Origin of the sequence: Pseudomonas lactucae, assembly GCF_016937615.1 — a bacterium.
Classification (GTDB): Bacteria; Pseudomonadota; Gammaproteobacteria; order Pseudomonadales; family Pseudomonadaceae; genus Aquipseudomonas; species Aquipseudomonas lactucae.
The window spans coordinates 14,956-35,478 of the sequence record NZ_JAFHKI010000027.1; the positions used below are offsets into that span (position 1 = coordinate 14,956).

Annotated in this window: 20 protein-coding genes and 3 pseudogenes; 12 read left to right on the top strand and 11 right to left on the bottom strand. The window is 60.4% G+C overall.

The genetic code is table 11. The features are described from left to right. Positions 1 to 58 precede the first annotated feature (58 nt). Both JWR98_RS05760 and JWR98_RS05765 read right to left on the bottom strand, forming a co-directional pair. A complete protein-coding gene (locus JWR98_RS05760; RefSeq protein ID WP_225908604.1) occupies positions 59 to 1,321 on the bottom strand; it encodes an NCS2 family permease in 1,263 nt (420 codons plus the stop codon). A gap of 254 nt (positions 1,322 to 1,575) precedes the next feature. Then, positions 1,576 to 2,010, bottom strand: coding sequence for a MarR family winged helix-turn-helix transcriptional regulator (locus JWR98_RS05765; protein ID WP_205489499.1), 435 nt, complete (start codon positions 2,008 to 2,010; stop codon positions 1,576 to 1,578). Between the two features lie 82 nt (positions 2,011 to 2,092). On the opposite strand from JWR98_RS05765, the gene JWR98_RS05770 reads away from it, so the two are divergent. Both JWR98_RS05770 and JWR98_RS05775 read left to right on the top strand, forming a co-directional pair. Next, entirely contained in the window at positions 2,093 to 3,259 is a 1,167-nt protein-coding gene (locus tag JWR98_RS05770; protein ID WP_078734048.1) for an aminotransferase-like domain-containing protein, read from the top strand. A gap of 10 nt (positions 3,260 to 3,269) precedes the next feature. Next, positions 3,270 to 3,872, top strand: coding sequence for a glutathione S-transferase family protein (locus JWR98_RS05775; RefSeq protein WP_078734047.1), 603 nt, complete (start codon positions 3,270 to 3,272; stop codon positions 3,870 to 3,872). A 9-nt stretch (positions 3,873 to 3,881) separates the two neighbouring features. On the opposite strand, the gene JWR98_RS05780 is transcribed toward JWR98_RS05775, so the two are convergent. Further along, positions 3,882 to 4,790 (bottom strand): LysR family transcriptional regulator, encoded by a 909-nt coding sequence (locus tag JWR98_RS05780; protein ID WP_078734046.1) that lies wholly within the window; start codon positions 4,788 to 4,790, stop codon positions 3,882 to 3,884. A 125-nt stretch (positions 4,791 to 4,915) separates the two neighbouring features. Here JWR98_RS05780 and JWR98_RS05785 point away from each other — a divergent pair. The 3 genes and pseudogenes from JWR98_RS05785 (at position 4,916) to JWR98_RS05795 (ending at position 7,849) form a co-directional block, all read left to right on the top strand. After that, a pseudogene (locus JWR98_RS05785) lies at positions 4,916 to 6,207 on the top strand (CitMHS family transporter). Then, a pseudogene (locus JWR98_RS05790) lies at positions 6,208 to 7,532 on the top strand (acyclic terpene utilization AtuA family protein). Further along, positions 7,529 to 7,849, top strand: coding sequence for an AtuA-related protein (locus JWR98_RS05795; protein ID WP_205489500.1), 321 nt, complete (start codon positions 7,529 to 7,531; stop codon positions 7,847 to 7,849). Before JWR98_RS05790 ends, JWR98_RS05795 begins: the two are co-directional and overlap by 4 nt. Before the next feature lie 43 nt (positions 7,850 to 7,892). Here the strand turns inward: JWR98_RS05795 and JWR98_RS05800 are convergent, their stop codons facing one another. The 7 genes and pseudogenes from JWR98_RS05800 to JWR98_RS05825 all read right to left on the bottom strand — a co-directional run bounded on the left by JWR98_RS05800 (position 7,893) and on the right by JWR98_RS05825 (position 12,276). Beyond that, entirely contained in the window at positions 7,893 to 8,264 is a 372-nt protein-coding gene (locus JWR98_RS05800; RefSeq protein WP_078734042.1) for a glutathione S-transferase N-terminal domain-containing protein, read from the bottom strand. 102 nt (positions 8,265 to 8,366) lie between these two features. Continuing rightward, entirely contained in the window at positions 8,367 to 8,912 is a 546-nt protein-coding gene (gene folE, locus JWR98_RS05805) for a GTP cyclohydrolase I FolE (protein ID WP_003175229.1), read from the bottom strand. A gap of 227 nt (positions 8,913 to 9,139) precedes the next feature. After that, the gene (locus tag JWR98_RS29320; RefSeq protein ID WP_341869725.1) at positions 9,140 to 9,907 is read right to left on the bottom strand and encodes an MFS transporter; all 768 of its coding nucleotides are present in this window, start codon (positions 9,905 to 9,907) and stop codon (positions 9,140 to 9,142) included. Then, complete coding sequence (locus JWR98_RS29325) at positions 9,901 to 10,350, bottom strand: MFS transporter (RefSeq protein WP_225908601.1); 450 nt, start codon at positions 10,348 to 10,350, stop codon at positions 9,901 to 9,903. The genes JWR98_RS29320 and JWR98_RS29325 overlap by 7 nt, the downstream gene beginning before the upstream one ends. Positions 10,351 to 10,592: 242 nt before the next feature. Beyond that, positions 10,593 to 11,149 (bottom strand): annotated as a pseudogene (locus JWR98_RS05815) (Smr/MutS family protein). 73 nt (positions 11,150 to 11,222) lie between these two features. Further along, positions 11,223 to 11,543 carry a hypothetical protein gene (locus JWR98_RS05820; RefSeq protein ID WP_003175226.1) on the bottom strand — a complete coding sequence of 107 codons (321 nt, stop codon included), beginning with the start codon at positions 11,541 to 11,543 and terminating at the stop codon, positions 11,223 to 11,225. Between the two features lie 142 nt (positions 11,544 to 11,685). Next, positions 11,686 to 12,276: a cysteine hydrolase family protein gene (locus tag JWR98_RS05825; RefSeq protein ID WP_205489501.1), complete on the bottom strand. Its 591-nt coding sequence runs from the start codon at positions 12,274 to 12,276 to the stop codon at positions 11,686 to 11,688. A 238-nt stretch (positions 12,277 to 12,514) separates the two neighbouring features. Here JWR98_RS05825 and prmB point away from each other — a divergent pair, with 238 nt between their 5' ends. Next, positions 12,515 to 13,423, top strand: coding sequence for a 50S ribosomal protein L3 N(5)-glutamine methyltransferase (gene prmB / locus JWR98_RS05830; protein WP_078734041.1), 909 nt, complete (start codon positions 12,515 to 12,517; stop codon positions 13,421 to 13,423). Between the two features lie 127 nt (positions 13,424 to 13,550). Further along, positions 13,551 to 14,507 carry a DMT family transporter gene (locus JWR98_RS05835; RefSeq protein ID WP_078734040.1) on the top strand — a complete coding sequence of 319 codons (957 nt, stop codon included), beginning with the start codon at positions 13,551 to 13,553 and terminating at the stop codon, positions 14,505 to 14,507. Here JWR98_RS05835 and JWR98_RS05840 read toward each other — a convergent pair. Further along, positions 14,504 to 15,886 (bottom strand): class II fumarate hydratase, encoded by a 1,383-nt coding sequence (locus JWR98_RS05840; RefSeq protein ID WP_078734039.1) that lies wholly within the window; start codon positions 15,884 to 15,886, stop codon positions 14,504 to 14,506. The two genes, JWR98_RS05835 and JWR98_RS05840, sit on opposite strands and share 4 nt — an antisense overlap. A 180-nt stretch (positions 15,887 to 16,066) precedes the next feature. Here JWR98_RS05840 and JWR98_RS05845 point away from each other — a divergent pair, with 180 nt between their 5' ends. The 5 genes from JWR98_RS05845 (at position 16,067) to JWR98_RS05865 (ending at position 20,458) form a co-directional block, all read left to right on the top strand. Beyond that, a complete protein-coding gene (locus JWR98_RS05845; RefSeq protein WP_003175221.1) occupies positions 16,067 to 16,585 on the top strand; it encodes a DUF2059 domain-containing protein in 519 nt (172 codons plus the stop codon). 6 nt (positions 16,586 to 16,591) lie between these two features. After that, entirely contained in the window at positions 16,592 to 16,885 is a 294-nt protein-coding gene (locus JWR98_RS05850; RefSeq protein WP_078734038.1) for a BolA family protein, read from the top strand. Between the two features lie 197 nt (positions 16,886 to 17,082). After that, on the top strand, positions 17,083 to 18,024 hold the full coding sequence (gene trhO, locus JWR98_RS05855; protein ID WP_205489502.1) for an oxygen-dependent tRNA uridine(34) hydroxylase TrhO: 942 nt from the start codon (positions 17,083 to 17,085) through the stop codon (positions 18,022 to 18,024). Between the two features lie 3 nt (positions 18,025 to 18,027). Next, the gene (locus tag JWR98_RS05860) at positions 18,028 to 18,663 is read left to right on the top strand and encodes a DsbA family protein (RefSeq protein ID WP_078734036.1); all 636 of its coding nucleotides are present in this window, start codon (positions 18,028 to 18,030) and stop codon (positions 18,661 to 18,663) included. Next, entirely contained in the window at positions 18,656 to 20,458 is a 1,803-nt protein-coding gene (locus tag JWR98_RS05865) for an ABC transporter ATP-binding protein (protein ID WP_078734035.1), read from the top strand. The genes JWR98_RS05860 and JWR98_RS05865 overlap by 8 nt, the downstream gene beginning before the upstream one ends. Positions 20,459 to 20,523: the final 65 nt, after the last annotated feature.

Sequence of the window (20,523 nt, forward strand, 5' to 3'; positions counted from 1 at the left end):
TCCAGTCTTCAGCGCCAGGCTTCAAGCTGTCAGTCAACGCTTGTCGCTGGCCGCCGTTTTATAAAAATACAAACTTGGCGATAAAGATCGCGCACAGCACCCACAGGCTGACCGAAATTTCGCGGTATTTGCCGGTGCCGGCCTTGAGGGCCACGTAGGTGATAAACCCCAGCGCGATACCATCGGCGACCGAAAATGTCAGCGGCATCATGATCGCCGTGACGATCGCCGGAATGCTGTCGGTGGCTTCATCCCAGTTGATATGCGCCAGGCTCGCCATCATCAGCATCGCCACGTAAATCAAGGCGCCGGCGGTAGCATAGGCAGGAATCATACCCGCCAGCGGTGCAAAGAACATGGCGGCCACAAACAGCACGCCCACGGTCACGGCGGTCAAACCGGTGCGCCCACCCGCGGCTACCCCGGCGGCACTTTCCACGTAGCTGGTCACCGGCGGTACGCCGACCATGGCGCCGAATACGCTGGAGGCGCTGTCGGCCTTCAAGGCGCGGGACAGGTTGTGGATCTTGCCGTCGGCGTTGACCAGGCCGGCGCGCTGCGCGACGCCCATCAGGGTGCCGGCGGTGTCGAACATGTGCACGAACAGGAAGGCGAACACCACGCTGATCATGCTCACATTGAACACGCCCATCACGTCCATCGCCATCCAGGTTGGCGCCAGGCTCGGTGGCGTGGCGAGGATGCCGTGGTAATGCACCAGGTCCAGGCCCCAACCGGCGGCGGTCACGGCGATGATGCTGATCAGGATCGCGCCGAATACGCGGTGGTAGCTGAGGATCGCGATCAGTAAAAAGCAGATGGCCGCCAGCAGCGGTGCGGGTTCATGCAGCGAACCGAGCTTGATCAAGGTCGCCGGGCTGTCGACGATGATGCCGGCGGTTTTCAGGCCGATCACGCCAAGAAACAGCCCCACACCCGCACCCATGGCATGGCGCAGGCTCACCGGGATGCTGTTGAGCAGCCACTCGCGGATACGCGACAGCGTGAGAATCATGAACAGCACGCCCGAGATGAACACCGCGCCCAGTGCGGTCTCCCAGGTGTAACCCATGGTGCCGACCACGGTGTAGGTGAAAAACGCATTCAGCCCCATGCCCGGCGCCAGGCCCACCGGCCAGTTGGCGTACAGCCCCATCAACAGGCAGCCCAGCGCGGCGGCGATGCAGGTGGCGACAAAGGCCGCGCCATGATCGATGCCAGCGTCGGCCATGATGTTGGGGTTGACGAAGATGATGTAGGCCATGGTGATGAAGGTGGTGAGGCCGGCGATCAGCTCGGTCTTCACTGTGGTGCCATGCATGCGCAGTTTGAACAGGCGTTCCAGCCAGCCGCCTTGCGGTGCGGGGAGGTCGAGCGTTGGGGCTTCGGATTTGCGGCTATCCACAGCGAGTACTCCTCAAGCATTTTATTGTTATGGCCAGCGCGCGGGGCGCTGTGAGGTACTGGCGGGTTTGTTGACTAAAAGGTCAGGAACTCGCACGAAGCGAATTATGCTTTTGTATACAAATAAAGCAAATAATGTTTTTCATTATGTACTCAGAACTCGATGAAAGGCTAATTCACCCCACTCAGTGCCTGGTTGACCGCCAACCATCCGGCCACCGCCTCTTCCCCGGCTTCGCTGAACGCACGCTGCAAGAGCTTCACCTGTTCACGGCGCAACGACTGCTCGAAGCGCCGCCCTTCGTCGGTCAACTCCAGCAGGCGTTTACGCTTGTCGGTCTCGGACGCAACGCTGTCCACCAGGTGCATTTCCTGCAATTGGCGCAGCGGCATATTCAGCGCCTGCTTGCTCACGCCCAGCAATTGCAACAGCTCTTTGACGCTTGAGGCCGGGTAGCGCGCGATAAAAAACACAATGCGTTGGTGCACCCGGCTCAAGCCCCGGCGTTCGAGCATTTCGTCGGCCTTGGCGGTAAACGCCTGGTAGCCGAAGAAGAACGCTTCCATGGCTCGTTGCTGGCTGGTCTGATTTTTAAGGTCAAGCATATTGACGTATCCGCTCAAGTCGTCGTAATTTCGGTCAACCAGTTTGACGTATTTCCCACAACCTTTGCCAGCGGTGACCTCCATGGCTTTCTCTGAACGTGTTACGCGCCTCAAAAGCTCCCTGATCCGTGAAATCCTCGCGGCAGCCCAGCGCCCGGAAGTGATGTCGTTCGCCGGCGGCCTGCCGGCCGAAGCCATGTTGCCGGCGTTGAACTGGGACGACATGCCACTGAACATCGGCCAATACGGCATGAGCGAAGGCGAGCCGCAATTGCGCGAACTGCTCGCCGCGCAAGCCCGCGCCCTGGGCGTGCCGTGCCAGGCCAGCCAGGTGCTGGTGGTCAGCGGTTCCCAGCAAACCCTCGACCTGGCGGCCAAGCTGTATATCGATAAGGGCACGCAAATCCTGCTGGAAGGTCCGACCTACCTGGCCGCGTTGCAGATCTTCCAACTGTTCGGCGCCGAGTGTCTCACCGTGCAGTTGGAAGCCGACGGCCCGGACCTGGCCGCGTTGCGCGCCAACCTCGAGCGCCACCATCCGGCCTTCATCTACCTGATCCCGACCTTCCAGAACCCATCGGCCGTGCGCTACAGCGAAGCCAAGCGTGACGCCGTGGCGGCCCTGCTCGATGAGTTCGGCGTGACCCTGATCGAAGACGAACCCTACCGTGAACTGACCTTCGACGGCGGCAGCGCACGGCCGATCGTCAGCCGCTTGCACAAGGCCAGCTGGATCTACACCGGCACCGTTTCCAAAACCCTGTTGCCCGGCCTGCGCGTCGGCTACCTGATCGCCAGCCCGGATCTGTTCCCGCACCTGCTCAAGCTCAAGCAATCGGCGGACCTGCACACCAACCGTGTGGGCCAGTGGCAGGCGATGCAGTGGATCGGTACCGAGCGCTATCAGCAACACCTGGTCCAACTGCGCAGCTTTTACCGTGAGCGCCGCGATGATTTCCAGGCTGCGCTCGAACGTCACTTTGGCGATCTGGCCGACTGGCAAGTGCCCCAGGGTGGATTATTCTTCTGGCTGACCTTGAAACAGCCGGTGGATACCCGCACTTTATTGCCCCAAGCGCTGGAGCAGAACGTGGCGTTCATGCCCGGTGAACCGTTCTTCTCCGAGCCGGACCAACACCTGGGCTCGTTGCGCCTCAATTTCAGCCATATCGACCCGGCCCGCCTGGATGAAGGTCTCTCGCGCCTGGCCGGCGTGGTCCGTCAAGCACAGCACGCGCAAGCGGCATAAGGGGAGCCCCATGTACAAGGTTTATGGCGATTACCGTTCGGGCAACTGCTACAAGGTCAAATTGATGCTCAACCTTTTGGGCATACCGTATGAATGGGTGAATGTCGACATTCTCAACGGCGACACCCAGACCGCTGAGTTCCTGGCCAAGAACCCCAACGGCAAGATCCCCGTGCTGGAACTGGAAGACGGCACCTGCCTGTGGGAATCCAATGCGATCCTCAACTTCCTCGCCGATGGCAGCGAATTCTTGCCGACGGAGCCGCGGTTGCGTACGCAAGTGCTGCAATGGCAGTTCTTCGAGCAATACAGCCACGAGCCGTATATTGCGGTAGCGCGGTTTATCCAGTTTTACCTGAACATGCCCGAGGATCGCCTTGAGGAATATAAAACCACCCACAAGGGCGGCTACAAGGCGCTGAGGGTGATGGAGCGTCAGCTGCAGGCCACGCCGTACCTGGTGGGCGAGCAGTATTCGATTGCCGATATCGCGTTGTATGCCTACACCCATGTGGCGCATGAAGGCGGCTTTGACCTGGCGCTTTACCCGGCTGTGCAGGCGTGGTTGCAGCGGGTAGCCAGTCATCCCAAGCATGTGGCAATGCTCGACTGACTCACTCGGTCAAAAATGTGGGAGGGGCGGTGGTGTGTCAGACAGTTGGTCATTCAATAGATCAAAACACTGCCGCGCCGCCGGGCTCAGCCCCATGCCGCTACGACTGATCAGACCGATCTCACGGTTCACGCCGGGATGATCGATGTGGATGCGCTTCAACCCCTCCAGGCTGTCCGCCGCCGACTCCGGCAGCACGCTGATGCCCAAGCCCTGGCGCACCAATGCCAGCACCGTCGACATGTAGTTGGCCTCCATTCCTGCGTTCATCGTCAGCCGTGTTTCGTCAAACAAAGCGTCCACCTGCTCGCGCACACTGCTGTCGCGTCCGGTCAGGATGATCGGCTGGTCCGCCAGTTGCTCCAGGGTCAACCGGCGGTGGTGGGTGAGGGGATGCCCCAGCGGCACGAACGCACACAGTCGGTCATTCAGCACCGGCACGAAATCCAGCCCATGGCTCAGCCGCGCGCGTACGCCGATGCCGAAGTCCACCGCGCCCTCGCGCACCTGGGCATGGATACGGTGCGCGACCAGGTCGTGCAAACGCACTTCAATCCCGGCAAAACGCTCGCGAAACAGACGCAAGGCCGGCGGCAGGGCGCCCGCGCACACTGAGGGCAGGGCGGCGAGGGTGACCACGCCGCGGCGCAAGGCCGCGAGGTCGCGCGAGCCGGTGACGATGTTGTCCAGGTCCAGCAGCAGCTTTTCCATGGGGCCACGCGCCTCCTGGCCGGCGGCGGTGATGCTCACATGGCGCGGGCTGCGGTCGAGCAGGGCGACACCCAGCCAATCCTCCAGCTGCTGCACCTGCACGGTGAGGGCCGAGGGTGACAGGTGCAGTTCGTTGGCGGCCTTGGTGAAGCTGCCGGTGCGGGCTACGGCAAGAAAGGCCTGAATGTGCTGGATAGAATTCTTCATAGCAATCGCTTCATTTTGTTTTTCCGAACGTGCCGGTCTGAATATTCCAATTTACAAAGACTAACCCGCTTCCAATACTCCAGGGAAAACAATAACCGGCCAAAAAGGCCGCTCTGGAGTAACCCATGCTCGCTACCCTGGGTGTCATCACCATTCTGTGCCTGCTCGCTGCCGTCATGAGCAAACGCCTCTCGCCACTGGTGGCCCTGATCGCCTTGCCGATCATCGCTGCGCTGCTTGGTGGGTTCGGCCTGCAAACCAGTGCCTTCATCATTACCGGTATCAAGAACGTCGCCCCAGTGGTGGGCATGTTTGTGTTTGCGATCCTGTTTTTCGGGATCATGACCGATGCCGGCATGCTCGACCCCATCATTGATCGTATCCTGCGCACGGTTGGCACGCGTCCTACACGCATCGTCGTCGGCACCGCGACCCTGGCGCTGCTGGTGCACCTGGACGGTTCCGGGGCGGTGACCTTCCTGGTGACGGTGCCGGCGATGCTGCCGTTGTATACGCGGCTGGGCATCGACAAACGCATCCTCGCCTGTGTCTGCGCGATGGCCGCCGGGGTCAACTTCCTGCCCTGGACCGGGCCGGTGCTGCGCTCGTCGGCGGCGCTGCATGTGCCGGTGGCCGACCTGTTCCAGCCGCTGATCCCGGTGCAGATCGTTGGGCTGATCTTTGTCTTCGCCTGCGCCTGGTGGCTTGGCCACCGTGAAGAAAAACGCCTGGGCCTGGGGGCCGGCTCCAGCGTGGAGGCGGTGCCGCAACGGGTGCTCAGCGATGACGACGTCAAGCTGCGTCGCCCACGGCTGTTCTGGGTCAACCTGATCCTCACCGTGCTGGTGATGGTGGTGATGATCGCCGGCTGGTCGACCCGGTGGTGATGTTCATGCTCGGTACCGTGGTGGCGCTGTGCATCAACTACCCGAACGTCGACGCCCAGCGCGCGCGCATCGATGCCCATGCCAAAACCGCCCTGACCATGGCCAGCATCCTGCTCGCCGCCGGGGTGTTCACCGGCATCATGCAAGGCACCGGCATGCTCAAGGCGATTGCCGAAGTGGCGGTGGCGCAGATTCCCGCCGGCCACGGCAAGCTGATCCCTGCAGTGGTGGGCTTTATCTCCATGCCGCTGAGCATGCTGTTTGATCCCGATTCCTACTATTTCGGCGTGATGCCGGTGATCGCCGAAGTTGGCAAGGCCCTGGGTGTCGATCCGCTGCAAGTGGCCCAGGCTTCGCTGCTGGGCGTGCACACCACCGGGTTCCCGGTCAGCCCGCTGACCCCCGCGACCTTCCTGTTGGTGGGCCTGTGCAAGATCGAATTGGCCGATCACCAGCGCTTCACCATTCCGTTTCTCTTTGCCGCGTCGGTGTTGATGACCCTGACGGCATTGCTCCTGGGAGTGATTTAAATGAAAACCTTGCGCATCGGTTCCGGCGCCGGCTACTCCGGCGACCGTATTGAACCTGCCGTGGAACTGGCCGAACAGGGTGAGCTGGATTACCTAGTGTTCGAATGCCTGGCCGAACGCACCATCGCCTTGGCGCAGCAGGCACGTATCAGCGATCCACAGGGGGGGTATGACCCTCTGCTCACCGAGCGCATGCAACGTGTGTTGCCTTACGTCGGCCGCCGTGAAGGGCACCGTCGCCTGCGGGTGATCACCAATATGGGCGCGGCCAACCCTGTGGCGGCAGGCATTGAAGTGCGGCGGATCGCCAGTGCGCTGGGCCTTGAACTCAAGGTGATGGCCGTGGTGGGCGATGACGTGTTGGACGTCCTGCGCCCCGAGCAGGTCTTGGATAACGGCCAGACTGTGGGCGCCTTGGGTAAACGGATAATTTCCGCGAACGCCTACCTGGGCGTCGACGGCATCCTGGCGGCCCTGCGCGCCGACGCGACGTGGTGATCACCGGGCGCGTGGCCGACCCGTCATTGTTCCTGGCGCCGCAGATGTTCGAGTTCGGCTGGGCGCCGGACGACTGGCAGCGCCTGGGGCGCGGCACGCTGGTGGGGCATTTGCTGGAGTGTGCGGGGCAGGTCAGCGGGGGGTATTTCGCCGATCCAGGTTTCAAGGATGTGGACGACCTGGCGCGGCTGGGCTTTCCGCTGGCTGAAATCGATGCGGAGGGCGAAGCCTTGATCACCAAGGTGGCGGGCTCCGGCGGGCGGGTCAGCCGCGCGACCTGTACCGAACAATTGATCTACGAAGTGCATGACCCGGCGGCGTACCTCACGCCGGACGTCACTGCGGACTTTTCCCAGGTGGGGTTTGTCGAGCAGGGCTTTGATCGCGTGCGTGTCCAGGGCGCAACGGGGCGCGCGCGGCCTGAGCAACTGAAGGTCAGTGTCGGTTATCTGGACGGCTGGATCGGCGAAGGGCAAATGTCCTACGGCGGCCCCGGCGCTGTCGCACGGGCACAGCTGGCGCGGGATGTTGTCCTTAAACGATTGGAGTTGATGGGCGTGAAGATGCAGGACGTGCGCGCCGAGTTGATCGGCATGGATGCGCTGCATGGCCCGCGCAGCAGTATCGAGCCCTGGGAAGTGCGTCTGCGCGTCGCTGCACGCTGTGAAGAACGCAGCGAGGCCGTGCGGGTCGGCAATGAAGTGGAGACCCTTTACACCAATGGCCCGTCCGGCGGCGGCGGTGCCAGCAAGAGCGTGCGGCAGGTGGTGGCGGTGGCGTCGTTGCTGCTGGCGCGTGACGCGGTCAACCCGAGGATCGAAGCATGAAGCTGCATAACCTGGCCCATTCCCGTACCGGGGACAAGGGCGACACCTCGAACATTTCGATCATTGCCTATCGCGCCGAGGATTACCCGCTGCTGTGCGACCAGCTCACGGCTGAGCGCGTTGCCGAGTTTTTTGCGGGACTGCTGGAACCGGGTGCGGCGCCGGTGCGGCGTTATGAACTGCCGAATGTACACGCGCTGAACTTCGTGCTGCCGGGGATATTGCGCGGCGGCGTAACCCGCTCGCTGGCGCTGGATGCGCATGGCAAGTGCCTGGGCTCGGCACTGTTGGATCTGGACTTGGCAGTATCAAACTAAATGTGGGAGGGGGCTTGCCCCCACATTGGATTGCACAAGTCTGTCAGACCGCGGCAAACCGCTTGTTCAGGTAATCGATGATCACCTTGGAGTCGTACATCCAGGTGGTCTGGCCATTCTCTTCGATACGCAGGCACGGGACCTTGATCTTGCCGCCTTGCTCCAGCAGGGTCTGGCGATCCTGCTCGTTATTTTTCGCGTCCTTGAGCGCCACCGGCACATTCAGGCGGTGCAGGGTGCGGCGGGTCTTCACGCAGAACGGGCAGGCGTGGAACTGATACAGGGTCAGGCCCTTGGCTGCGTCATTGACCTGCGCTTGCTGTTCGGCGGGGCGCTGCTGTTTACGTGGGCGGGTCAGGAAGTCGCCCGCGATGATGACGTGGCCGAGACCGACTCGAAGTGCTTTGACGAACATGGCTGAAAGCCTCTTGCCCATGAAGAAGGGGTCGCAGCTTACCTGAATTTTGCAGGCGAAAAAAAACCGGCGATGAACGCCGGTTTTTTCCTGCTTGGCCTGTTACTTGATCAGGCTGAGGAATTCGCTGCGGGTCGCCGCGTTTTCGCGGAACTCACCCAGCATCACCGACGTGATCATCGACGAATTCTGCTTCTCCACACCGCGCATCATCATGCACATGTGCTTGGCCTCGATCACCACGGCCACGCCCAGGGCGCCGGTCACTTGCAGTACCGCGTCGGCGATCTGGCGGCTGAGGTTTTCCTGAATCTGCAGGCGGCGCGCGTACATGTCGACAATCCGCGCCACCTTCGACAGGCCCAGCACTTTGCCGCTCGGGATATACGCAACATGGGCCTTGCCGATAAACGGCAGCAGGTGGTGTTCGCACAGCGAGTAGAGCTCGATGTCCTTGACCAGCACCATTTCGCTGTTGTCGGAGCTGAACAAGGCACCGTTGGTGACTTCTTCGAGTGTCTGTTCATAGCCGCGGCAGAGATACTGCATCGCCTTGGCGGCGCGCTTTGGCGTGTCAAGCAGGCCCTCGCGGGAGACGTCCTCGCCGAGTTGGCCGAGGATCGCAGTGTAGTTTTGTTCCAATGTCACAGGACGGTTTCCGTATGGGTTTCAGAGCGGTACGGTGTGTGCCTGTACCAATGTGAAGCGTTGTTTCAGCGCGGATGACCCGTTGTGCGCTGACGATTGGCGCACATAGTAGCGTAGGTAGGTCGTCAGGTGTATTGCTGGGCGAAGCTGACGCTCAACACGAGCGCTGTAACCCAGAATTCGAGGCTTCCTCGGCTGTGGGTCTGTGACTACCTCGTTACGCTAACCTATGGTTTGTACGCGTGCCGCCTGTGAATATAAAAACAGACCGCAATTGACATGAGTGCAGTTAAAAATGCCATGCATGCAGCGACTACAAAAGGAGCCGGGCGGCCGGCTGCGGCTATTAACGCCGTTCCTAAAGACGGTCCGGTGATAACGCATAAGATTTGGATGCTTCTAAAAGACATGGATATCCTTCCGATATTGTCAGGCGGGCATAGCTGTTGAAGGATTATGTGTGAGGCTATTATTAGCATCTCATAGCCAAATCCGTTCACAAACCACACCACCGGATAGAGATGGTTTCTGCCGGGAACCTGGAAAAATACCAATACCGCAGTCAGTACTAATGCAATGGAAAAAATAATTAATGCATTTGACCGAAGCAGGATCTCATCCCTATCGTGTAATTTGAACTTTATCAGCAATGCCGCACCTATCGCGCCTGCGGCGGTTGATGAAATGATTACTGAAAAACTGACGGGGGGCAAATCTTCATTGGCTAGAAAGGATGCCAAATGAGGGTCGTAAATTCCTAAAGCCAGCGAAGTGAGTAAAGAATACAAAAAGCCAATGCGCAGTTGAAAGGGCAAAGAATTAAATATAGAGAATCCTCTCAATATGTCACGATATAGCGAAAGAATTTTTGTAGAGGAATATTTAGGTTGTGTCTGGATCACTGAACAAATAGACATCAGGAGCGGAAGGCTTGCAAACACGGCGGCGGCCGACAAAAAGAATACATCCTTAGGTGACAGTATTACCGTTAACATGCCTGCAAGTAATGGCGCGAAAATTTTGGAAAATTGATCGGCGAGACTTGCGCAACTAAAAAAGATTTGCGCTCTTCAGCGATAATTAATTGCCGAGCCGTAATGGTAATCGAAGGGAAGTAAACCAGGTTGGAGATGCCTTTCAAAATAACAAATAGCAAAAAGATCTGAAGGTTTGGAGAGAGTGCCAGCGCTACAGTAGATGTTGCGCGAAGCAGGGCACCCGATACGAGTGTTTTTCTTACGTCATGTCGATCTATTAGTGTTCCTACGATAGGCCCTAGAAACAACATTGGAGCGCCCAAGCAAAATGCCAGGACAGCTATCGATGAAGGAGAGGCATTCCATAGATACACAGGTATAGTGAAAATCAGAAAAATATCAAGCCAAAGTGACAGGCTGGACAGTGCTTGTACGAAAATAAGTTTACTTGAAGTATTCATTGTTACGGTCTGATTTTAAAAAGACGTGTCTTCTACAGTTAAAAGCTTCATGCAGCGGTTCTCTGAATTATTGTGTTCGCAGGGTCGCGATACACTTAACCGTATGAGGGGATGTTGTGGATGTCAATTTGAAATCTTGGCTTTCGCTGTATTTTAGTTGAGCTTGTGTAAGTCTTGCTTGGAGATGCCGGATTGTTCTGGTTTGGCTTTCCTACGTTTCGTAAATCCGCCTTCTGCCAGATTTACTCATCCCGCCCTTCCATCATCGTCCGCTTGAGCATCACATACACCGCCCCCGCGCCGCCGTGGCGGGCCTGGCAGGAGGTGAAGCCAAGTACCTGGGCATGCTGGCGCAGCCAGGTATTGACGTGGCTCTTGATCATCGGCCGCTTGCCGTCCAGCCGCACGGCCTTGCCGTGGGTGACGCGCACGCAGCGGATTTCGAACTTGGTGGCTTCGGCGAGAAAGGCCCACAGAGTTTCCCGGGCTTTTTCCACGGTCATGCCGTGCAGGTCGAGGCTGCCTTCGAAGGGGATCTGGCCGGCTTGAGTTTGCGCATCTGGCTTTCCTGCACACCGTCGCGGGCCCACATCAGTTCGTCTTCGGGGCCGACATCGATCACGAACTGGTCCGACAGGCCATCCACGGTGGTGGCGTCGGTGCGCACGGTCGCGGCCTGGCGCAGTTTGGCAATCTGTGCCCGGTCGGCCTTGGGTTTGCCGGTGTCGGCGCGGTCGTGCTTGATCGGCTTGACGCCGCGCAGCTCGTTTTTGAACAGGGAAAAGTCGTCGTCTTGCATGGTGGCCTCCGCGAAGGGCGGCAGTTTACCTAATTCGCGGCAGCCGGGCGCAGGAAACGCTATCCAGGCGCCATCAGTCGTGCTTTTTCATCAAGTGCGAAGCGATGTTCAGGGACAGCGGCTGGCGCATTTTCCGACGGCTACGTCGCCATAACCACACACCTGTCCACAGCACCAACAGGCCGATCCCCAACAGGAGGGCCGAACCGCCCGGGCTGGCATTCAGCTCACCAAGGGCTGGTGAATGACCAAACAAACCGGCGCCACCAGCGCCGGCCAACAACAGACCTACAATCGCCAGCAGCGCGGCAATGCCTGCCACCAGGCGCAGACGCCAATTGCTCGGGCCCTTGGGGCGCAAGCGACGAGCGTCAAAACCATCGGATATCTTCATTCCGACCTTTCCTCCAGGGTATCGGCCCTTCGACCGGAAGATACACAGGTTGTTCCGGTAGCCGGGGCAAATGCGCCAAATGAGGTGGTTTTGTGGATGAGCGGAGCAATAAACATTGCCGCACCGCTCATCCGAAGGACGATCAGATCAGGTCTTTGGTCAGCGCGAGGGTGGCGAAGTTGTCGGCCATGATCGCCATTTCGGTCTGCTGCACGTGCTCGGCGCTCAGGATGCCGCCTTTGTAAGGCAGGTCGCGGGTGGCGCAGGCGTCTTCCACCAGGGTGCAGCGAAAGCCCAGGTTTTTGGCGGCGCGCACCGTGGTGCTGACGCTGGAGTGGCTCATGAAGCCGCACACGATCAGGTCCAGGGAGCCGAGGTCCTGCAGGTGTTTTTCCAGGCCGGTGCCGTGGAAGGCGCTCGGCAGCAGCTTGCCGATGATGGTTTCGTCACGTTCAGGCTCAAGGCCGGGAATGAACTCGCCACGTTCGCCCTGGGGATCAAACAGGCCACCGACGGTGCCCAAGTGGCGCACATGCACGATCGGGCGTCCGGCGTTGCGCGCCGCAGCCACCAGTTGCTTGATACGGGCAACCGCCGCGTCCATGCCCGAAAGGGCGAGTGGGCCGCTGAGGTATTCCTTTTGGGCGTCGATGATCACGAGGGTCGCATGGGCAAGGTTGGCTGCTGCGTAACCGCGACCGCTGAGTTGAAACATCGTCTTTGGAACGGACATTCTGGGGCTCCTGTGAGGGGGGCTTTTGCGACATTGTCCACTGGCTGAGCGCTTCTGTGAATCGCTACTATCGTAAGGTACGCCGTTGCTGGCGTGCAGCCCTGTCAAGAGGCGGCCTCGTTTAAGCCGATGATGGCAATTTGGATGAAATCCGACGTGCGGCGAGGGGATTTTCGTACGTCGTCGGTACAGGCGAAGGCTGTTAGAATCGCCAGTCGTTTTTTCCAGGAGTCTGCCAGTGATCACTTCCCGCCTGCGCACTTTGCGCGACCATATCCGTTGGGCTGTCAGCCGTTTCCACGGGGAGGACCTGTTTTTTGGCCATGGCACCGACAATGCCTGGGACGAAGCCCGGCAATTGGTGCTCGGTGCTGTGCATCTGCCGTGGGAAATTGCCGACAGCTATCTAGATTGCAACCTCGAAGAAGAGGAGATTTCCCACGTTCAACGTTTGCTGCACCGACGTATTCATGAGCGCGTGCCGACGGCTTACCTGTTAGGCGAAGCGTGGTTCTGCGGCATGTCGTTTATCGTCGATAAACGCGTGCTGATCCCGCGGTCGCCAATTGGCGAACTGATCGAAAACCGCTTCGAGCCCTGGTTGGCCCAGCCGCCGGCACGCATTCTGGACCTGTGCACCGGCTCCGGCTGCATCGGCATCGCCTGCGCCTATGAGTTCCAGGACGCCGAAGTGGTGCTGGGCGACCTGTCCTTCGAAGCCCTTGAAGTGGCCAACCAGAACATCGAGCGCCATGGCGCGGATGAGCGCGTGTACACCGTGCAGGGCGACGGTTTTGACGGTCTGCCGGGCCAGCGTTTCGACCTGATCGTGTCCAACCCGCCGTATGTGGATGCCGAGGATTTCGCCGACATGCCGGACGAATACCAGCATGAACCGGAACTGGGCCTGGCCTGCGGTGATGACGGCTTGAACCTGGTGCGCCGCATGCTTGCCGAAGCGGCGGACCATCTGACCGAGAAAGGTTTGCTGATTGTCGAAGTGGGCAACAGCCAGGTGCACGTCGAGGCGCTTTACCCGGAGGTGGACTTCGCCTGGCTGGAGTTCCAGCGGGGAGGGCATGGGGTGTTCATGTTGACGGCCGAGCAGTGCCGCCAGCATCAGGCGCTGTTTGCCGCCCGGATCTGATGGCTGGCGCAGGCAAGCCGGCAGCTCTCATGATTAATCTGTGGTGTGTCGAAAAAATCACTCGCCAAGGCACCCCTGGGTCCCCCTAGAATGCCAGTTCCTTCATCGCTGGTCTTTCGGGGCACTCATGCACATCTCTTCCGGCCGCTGGGTCTATGGTTTTTGCCTGACCCTGCTGACCGCGCTGCTCTGGGGCATTCTGCCGGTCAAGCTCAAACAGGTGTTGCAGGTGATGGACCCGATCACCGTGACCTGGTTTCGCCTGACCGTGGCCGGCAGTTGCCTGTTTATTTACCTTGCGGCCACCCGGCGTTTGCCCAGTCGCAAGGTGCTCGGCCCCAGGGGTGGCTGGCTGGTGGCGATGGCCGTATGCGGCCTGGTGGGCAATTACGTCTTGTACCTGGTGGGTCTTAAAACCCTCAGCGCCGGCACCGCACAGTTGGTGATCCAGATGGGCCCCATCTTCCTGATGGTTGCCAGTGTCTTTGTGTTCAAGGAGCGTTTCAGCCTGGGGCAGGTGATCGGACTGGTGGTGCTGATCATTGGTTTTGGCCTGTTCTTCAACCAGCGCCTGGTCGAACTGCTGACTTCCTTCGGTGCCTACACCGCTGGCGTACTCACCGTGCTGCTCGCCACGTCGGTCTGGGTGTTCTATGCCCTGGGCCAGAAGCAATTGCTCACGGTGTGGAATTCGCTGCAAGTGATGATGGTGATCTACCTGAGCTGCGCCTTGTTGCTCACACCGTGGGCGCATCCGCTGGAGGCGCTGCAACTGAGCCCGCTGCAAGGCTGGCTGTTGCTGGCGTGTTGTATGAATACCCTGGTGGCCTACGGCGCATTTGCCGAAGCGCTGGCCCATTGGGAGGCTTCGCGGGTGAGCGCGACCCTGGCCCTCACGCCTTTGGTAACCTTTGTGGCGGTGGCCCTGGCGGCCTGGTTGTGGCCACATGACGTACAGGCCGAAGACATCAACGCGTTGGGGTATTTCGGCGCGTTTGTGGTGGTGCTGGGCTCGGCGGCCGTGGCGTTGGCGCCCTCGCTGCTCGCCGGGCTCAAGGCCCGGCGGCTGCGTGTGACGGCTTAGTTGCCCAGCATGTCCTGCGGGCGTACCCACTGATCGAATTGCTCGTCCGTGAGGTAGCCCAGCTCCAGTGCCGCGTCGCGTAGTGTCAGCCCTTCGGCGTAGGCTTTCTTGGCAATCTGTGCCGCTTTGTCGTAGCCGATATGCGGGTTAAGTGCCGTCACCAGCATCAGTCCGCGCTCCAGGTGCGCAGCCATTTGCTCGGCGTCGGGCTCAAGGCCGGCGATGCAGTGTTCCTGGAAGTTGTTGCAGCCGTCGGCCAGCAGGCGGATCGATTCCAGCAGGTTGTGGATGATCACCGGTTTGTACACGTTCAACTGCAAGTGGCCTTGGCTGGCGGCCATGCCGATGGTCACGTCGTTGCCCAGTACCTGGCAGGCCAGCATCGACAGCGCTTCGCACTGGGTGGGGTTGACCTTGCCCGGCATGATCGAGCTGCCTGGTTCGTTGGCCGGCAGCTTCACTTCCGCCAGGCCGGCGCGCGGGCCAGAGCCCAGCAAGCGCAAGTCATTGGCGATTTTCATCAGGGCCACAGCCAGGGTTTTCAGCGCGCCATGCAGCGTCACCAGCGGCTCGTGGCCGGAGAGGGCGGCGAATTTATTGGGAGCCGTCACAAAGGGCAGGCCGGAGAGGGCCGCCAACTCGGAGGCAATCGCCTCGCCAAAACCATGCGGCGCATTGAGCCCGGTGCCGACCGCCGTACCGCCCTGGGCCAGTTCGCACACGGCGGGCAGGGCGCTGCGAATGGCGCGTTCGGCGTAATCGAGTTGGGCGATGAAGGCCGACACTTCCTGGCCGAAGGTGATCGGTGTCGCATCCATCATGTGGGTGCGCCCGGTCTTTACCAGCTTCATGTGCCGAGCGGCCAGCTCGGCCAAACCGCCGGACAGCGTGGCGATCGCCGGTAACAAGCGTTGATGCACTGCCTGCACGGCCGCGATGCTCATGGCCGTAGGGAAGCAATCGTTGGAACTTTGGGAACGGTTCACATGGTCGTTGGGGTGTACCGGGCTCTTGCCGCCCCGTTCGTTGCCCGCCAACTCGTTGGCGCGGCCGGCGATCACCTCGTTGGCATTCATGTTGCTCTGGGTGCCGCTGCCGGTCTGCCATACCACCAGTGGGAACTGGTCGTCGTGCTGGCCGTCGAGTACTTCGTCGGCGGCCTGTTCGATCAGGCGGGCGATGTCGGCGGGCAGGTCGCCATTACGGTCGTTGACCCGTGCGGCGGCCTTTTTGATCAGAGCCAGGGCGTGCAGCACCGCGAGCGGCATGCGTTGCTCACCGATGGCGAAATTCACCAGCGAGCGTTGGGTCTGGGCGCCCCAGTAAGCTTCGTCCGGGACTTCCACTTCTCCCAGGCTGTCGGTTTCGATACGGCTCATCGGGCACACTCCTTAATGTTCGTTTGCGCAGTTTAGGCCGTGATCGGCCGGGTGGGTTCCCTAAAAGACTTTTCATCGGGCAATCCGCGCCCGACAAGGCTCGGGGTTGAGCCGCGAGGTTTTTTAGGCGCAGAATGGGCGCCCTTGGGGTCTTACCTCGCCAGCTAGAAAGGAAACTCGATGACTCGTCTTCGTGCCATCTGTACCGCGGTTGCTCTGGTGTGCGCCAGCGGCCAGGTTTTTGCCGATACCGCCAGCCACAACGCCAGTGCCGAAGCCTTCCTGACCCTGGCCCATGCCGACAAGCTGGGTACCCCGGTGTACATGCAAGTGCAACAAATGTTCGCCCAGCGCTTCGAACAGACCAAGGCGCCTGCCGCCAAGCAGTCGGTACTCGACAGCTACCAGGCCAAGGCCAACGCCGCCCTGGACCAGGCCATCGGTTGGCCGAAGCTCAAGCCGGACATGGTCAAGCTCTACACCACCAATTTCAGCGAATCCGAGCTCAAGGACCTGGTTGCTTTCTACCAGTCGCCGCTGGGCAAGAAAGTCCTGGAAAAAATGCCGCAGCTGACCCAGCAATCGGCCCAGATGACCCAGGCCAAGCTGGAAAGCGCCGTGCCGGTGGTCAACAAACTGTTGGAAGACATGACCAACGAACTGGCGCCGAAAGCCGCCGCACCGGCCAAGAAGAAGTAAGCAGCAATGACCATGCAACAGCGTATCGAAACGGCACTCGCCGCCCTGAGCCCGGATCACTTGAGCGTGCTGGATGAAAGCCACATGCACAGCCGCGGGTTGCAGACCCACTTCAAGGCCGTGCTGGTCAGCCGGCAGTTCGAGGGGCTCAACCGCGTCAAGCGTCACCAGAAGGTCTATGCGACCCTGGGCGACCTGATGAGCGAGTTTCATGCGCTGGCGTTGCATACCTACACGCCCGAAGAATGGGCGACAATCGACGCAGCCCCGGCTTCGCCGACCTGCGCCGGAGGGCACTGACAGCAGTTGCAAGCTTCAAGTTTCAAGCTGCAAGATTGAAGCGCGCTTGCCTCTGCGTTTTTGTTAGAATCCCCACGCGCCGCCTAGTCGGCGCGTTTTTTTTGCTTTCGTTTTTACTTGCAGCTTGCAGCTTGAAACTCGCAACTGCCCCAATCCGGTTCACCCCTTACGAGGGTAGCCACCTGGAGAGAACACCCATGACTCAACCGATTGTCGTGGCGGCACTGTATAAGTTCGTCACCCTCGAAGATTACGTCGCCCTGCGCGAGCCCTTGCTGCAGGCGATGGTCGACAATGGCATCAAAGGCACCTTGCTGATCGCCGAAGAAGGCATCAACGGCACCGTGTCCGGCAGCCGCGAAGGCATCGATGGCCTGATGGCCTGGCTGAAGAACGACCCACGCATGGTCGACATCGACCATAAAGAATCGTACTGCGACGACCAGCCGTTCTACCGCACCAAGGTCAAGCTCAAGAAAGAGATCGTGACCCTGGGTGTCGAGGGCGTGGACCCGAATAAAAAGGTTGGCACCTACGTCGAGCCCAAGGACTGGAACGCGCTGATCAGCGACCCCGAAGTACTGTTGATCGACACGCGCAACGACTACGAAGTGTCGATCGGCACATTTGAAGGCGCAATCGACCCGCAAACCACCAGCTTTCGCGAATTTCCCGACTACATCAAAGCCCACTTCGACCCGAGCAAGCACAAGAAAGTCGCCATGTTCTGCACTGGCGGCATCCGTTGTGAGAAAGCCTCGAGCTATATGCTCAGCGAAGGCTTCGATGAGGTCTACCACCTTAAAGGCGGGATCCTGAAGTACCTCGAAGAGGTGCCTCAGGAAGAAACCAAGTGGCAAGGCGACTGCTTTGTTTTTGACAATCGCGTGACCGTGCGCCACGACTTGAGCGAAGGCGACTACGATCAATGTCATGCCTGCCGCACACCCGTAAGCGTAGAAGACCGCGCATCCGAGCACTACGTGGCCGGCATCAGTTGCCCGCATTGCTGGGATAAGCTGCCGGAGAAAACCCGTCGCAGCGCCATCGACCGGCAAAAGCAGATTGAACTGGCCAAGGCCCGCAATATGCCGCACCCGATTGGCTTCAACTACAAGCAAACCCCTTCCGAGGTCTGACCCATGTCCGCGCGCCTGCTCTATGTAATGGACCCGATGTGTTCCTGGTGCTGGGGCTTTGCCCCGGTGGCGCAGGCGTTAGTCGAGCAGGCCCAGGCCGCCGGCGTAGACGTGCACCTGGTGGTGGGCGGTTTGCGCACCGGCAGCGGCGCGGCACTGGAACCGACCACGCGGCGCTATATCCTGGAGCATTGGCAGGCCGTCACCGAAGCCACTGGCCAGCCGTTCAAGCGCGAGGGCGCGTTGCCCGACGGGTTTGTCTATGACACCGAGCCGGCGTGCCGCGCCATTGTCACCGCGCGCAACCTGGCGCCGGATTGCGCATGGAAACTGCTGGGGCTGATCCAGCATGCGTTTTATGTCGAGGGCCGCGACGTGACCCTCGCCAGCGTGCTGGTGGAGTTGGCCGAGCAGGCGGGCATCCCGCGCATCGAGTTTGCCGGCGAATTCGACCGTGCCGAACAGCATGCCGCGACGGCCGCCGATTTCACGTGGGTGCAGGATCTGGGCATCGCCGGGTTTCCGACCCTGCTCGCCGAACGCAAGGGCCAGTTGGCCTTGTTGACCAATGGTTACCAGCCGCTGGCCGAGCTGTCGCCTTTATTGGGCCGATGGCTGGAGCGAGCCGCCTGTGTATGAACCGAACAAACGCACCGATCGCCTGACCTGGGCGGAAATTCGCCGGCTGGCCCTGCGTCACAGGAAATCCCTGTGGATCGCCAATGGCGTCGCCGTGCTGGCGACCCTGTGCAGTGTGCCTATCCCGTTGTTGTTGCCACTGCTGGTGGACGAGGTGCTGCTGGGCCGTGGCGATGCCGCGCTCAAGGTGATGAACCACGCGTTGCCCCTGGGTTGGCAGAAAGCCGCCGGTTACATCGGCCTGATGCTGCTGGTGACGTTATGCCTGCGCTGCGGCGCGCTGGTGTTCAACGTCGTGCAGGCGCGGCTGTTTGCGCGCCTGGCCAAGGACATTGTGTACCGCATCCGCGTACGCCTGATCGAGCGGCTCAAGCGCATCTCGCTCGGCGAATACGAAAGCCTGGGCAGCGGTACTGTTACCACGCACCTGGTCACCGACCTGGACACCCTGGACAAGTTCGTCGGCGAAACCCTCAGCCGTTTCCTGGTGGCCATGCTGACCCTGGTCGGCACCTCGGCGATTCTGGTGTGGATGCATTGGCAACTGGCGTTGCTGATCCTGCTGTTCAACCCACTGGTGATCTACGCCACGGTCCAGTTGGGCAAGCGCGTCAAGCACCTCAAGAAGTTGGAAAACGACAGCACCTCGCGCTTCACCCAGGCACTGACCGAAACCCTCGACGCTATCCAGGAAGTGCGCGCCGGCAATCGCCAGGGTTTCTTTCTCGGGCGCCTGGGCCAGCGCGCTCAGGAAGTGCGTGACTATGCGATCCACTCGCAGTGGAAAACCGACGCTTCCAGCCGTGCCAGCGGGTTGCTGTTCCAATTCGGTATCGACATCTTCCGTGCGGCGGCAATGCTCACGGTGCTGTTTTCCGACCTGTCCATCGGCCAGATGCTCGCGGTGTTCAGTTACCTGTGGTTCATGATCGGCCCGGTGGAGCAATTGTTGAACCTGCAATACGCCTACTACGCCGCGGGCGGGGCGCTGACGCGGATCAACGAGTTGCTGGCGCGCGCCGACGAACCGCAATACCCCGGCGGCGCCGACCCGTTCACCGGGCATGAAACCGTCGGCATCGAAGTGCGCGGCCTGAACTTTGGCTATGGTGAGGACCTGGTGCTCAACCAGCTGAACCTGGCGATCGCGCCCGGCGAGAAAGTGGCGATTGTCGGCGCCAGCGGCGGCGGCAAAAGCACCCTGGTGCAATTGTTGCTCGGGCTCTACACCCCACAGGCCGGCAGTATTCGGTTCGGTGGTGCGACTCAGCAGGAGATCGGCCTGGAAACCATCCGCGAACAGGTCGCGGTGGTGCTGCAGCACCCGGCACTGTTCAACGACACCGTGCGCGCCAACCTGACCATGGGCCGCGAGCGCAGTGATCAAGCCTGTTGGCAGGCGTTGGAAATTGCCCAGCTGGATGCTACCGTCAGGGCATTGCCCCTGGGGTTGGACAGCGTGGTGGGGCGTTCCGGGGTGCGCTTTTCCGGCGGGCAGCGTCAACGGTTGGCGATTGCGCGCATGGTACTGGCCGAGCCGAAGGTGGTGATCCTCGATGAAGCCACGTCCGCCTTGGACGCCGCGACGGAGTACAACCTGCATCAGGCGCTGGCGCGGTTTCTCAGCGGCCGTACTACACTGATCATTGCTCACCGTTTGTCGGCGGTAAAACAAGCTGATCGAGTTTTAGTGTTCGACGGTGGTCACATTGCCGAGGACGGTGATCATCAACAGTTGATCGCAGACGGAGGCCTGTACGCCAAGCTTTATGGGCACTTGCAGCAAGTACGTTGATGTTGATATAGCCTGGGCTGTGCTTTTGAAAGTAGGTGTTTGCGTGCGTATCCAGCTGTGCATGT

What these genes read in the sequence shown, in the direction of transcription:
- JWR98_RS05840 (WP_078734039.1), bottom strand. Translation starts at nt 15,886, where the DNA reads ATGAGCCGTATCGAAACCGACAGCCTGGGAGAAGTGGAAGTCCCGGAC.
- JWR98_RS05775 (WP_078734047.1), top strand. Translation starts at nt 3,270, where the DNA reads ATGTACAAGGTTTATGGCGATTACCGTTCGGGCAACTGCTACAAGGTC.
- JWR98_RS05820 (WP_003175226.1), bottom strand. Translation starts at nt 11,543, where the DNA reads ATGAAGATATCCGATGGTTTTGACGCTCGTCGCTTGCGCCCCAAGGGC.
- JWR98_RS05795 (WP_205489500.1), top strand. Translation starts at nt 7,529, where the DNA reads ATGAAGCTGCATAACCTGGCCCATTCCCGTACCGGGGACAAGGGCGAC.
- JWR98_RS05765 (WP_205489499.1), bottom strand. Translation starts at nt 2,010, where the DNA reads ATGCTTGACCTTAAAAATCAGACCAGCCAGCAACGAGCCATGGAAGCG.
- JWR98_RS05780 (WP_078734046.1), bottom strand. Translation starts at nt 4,790, where the DNA reads ATGAAGAATTCTATCCAGCACATTCAGGCCTTTCTTGCCGTAGCCCGC.
- trhO (WP_205489502.1), top strand. Translation starts at nt 17,083, where the DNA reads ATGACTCAACCGATTGTCGTGGCGGCACTGTATAAGTTCGTCACCCTC.
- JWR98_RS05800 (WP_078734042.1), bottom strand. Translation starts at nt 8,264, where the DNA reads ATGTTCGTCAAAGCACTTCGAGTCGGTCTCGGCCACGTCATCATCGCG.
- JWR98_RS29320 (WP_341869725.1), bottom strand. Translation starts at nt 9,907, where the DNA reads ATGTTAACGGTAATACTGTCACCTAAGGATGTATTCTTTTTGTCGGCC.
- JWR98_RS05850 (WP_078734038.1), top strand. Translation starts at nt 16,592, where the DNA reads ATGACCATGCAACAGCGTATCGAAACGGCACTCGCCGCCCTGAGCCCG.
- JWR98_RS05845 (WP_003175221.1), top strand. Translation starts at nt 16,067, where the DNA reads ATGACTCGTCTTCGTGCCATCTGTACCGCGGTTGCTCTGGTGTGCGCC.
- JWR98_RS05860 (WP_078734036.1), top strand. Translation starts at nt 18,028, where the DNA reads ATGTCCGCGCGCCTGCTCTATGTAATGGACCCGATGTGTTCCTGGTGC.
- JWR98_RS29325 (WP_225908601.1), bottom strand. Translation starts at nt 10,350, where the DNA reads ATGAATACTTCAAGTAAACTTATTTTCGTACAAGCACTGTCCAGCCTG.
- JWR98_RS05825 (WP_205489501.1), bottom strand. Translation starts at nt 12,276, where the DNA reads ATGTCCGTTCCAAAGACGATGTTTCAACTCAGCGGTCGCGGTTACGCA.
- JWR98_RS05770 (WP_078734048.1), top strand. Translation starts at nt 2,093, where the DNA reads ATGGCTTTCTCTGAACGTGTTACGCGCCTCAAAAGCTCCCTGATCCGT.
- JWR98_RS05835 (WP_078734040.1), top strand. Translation starts at nt 13,551, where the DNA reads ATGCACATCTCTTCCGGCCGCTGGGTCTATGGTTTTTGCCTGACCCTG.
- JWR98_RS05760 (WP_225908604.1), bottom strand. Translation starts at nt 1,321, where the DNA reads ATGCATGGCACCACAGTGAAGACCGAGCTGATCGCCGGCCTCACCACC.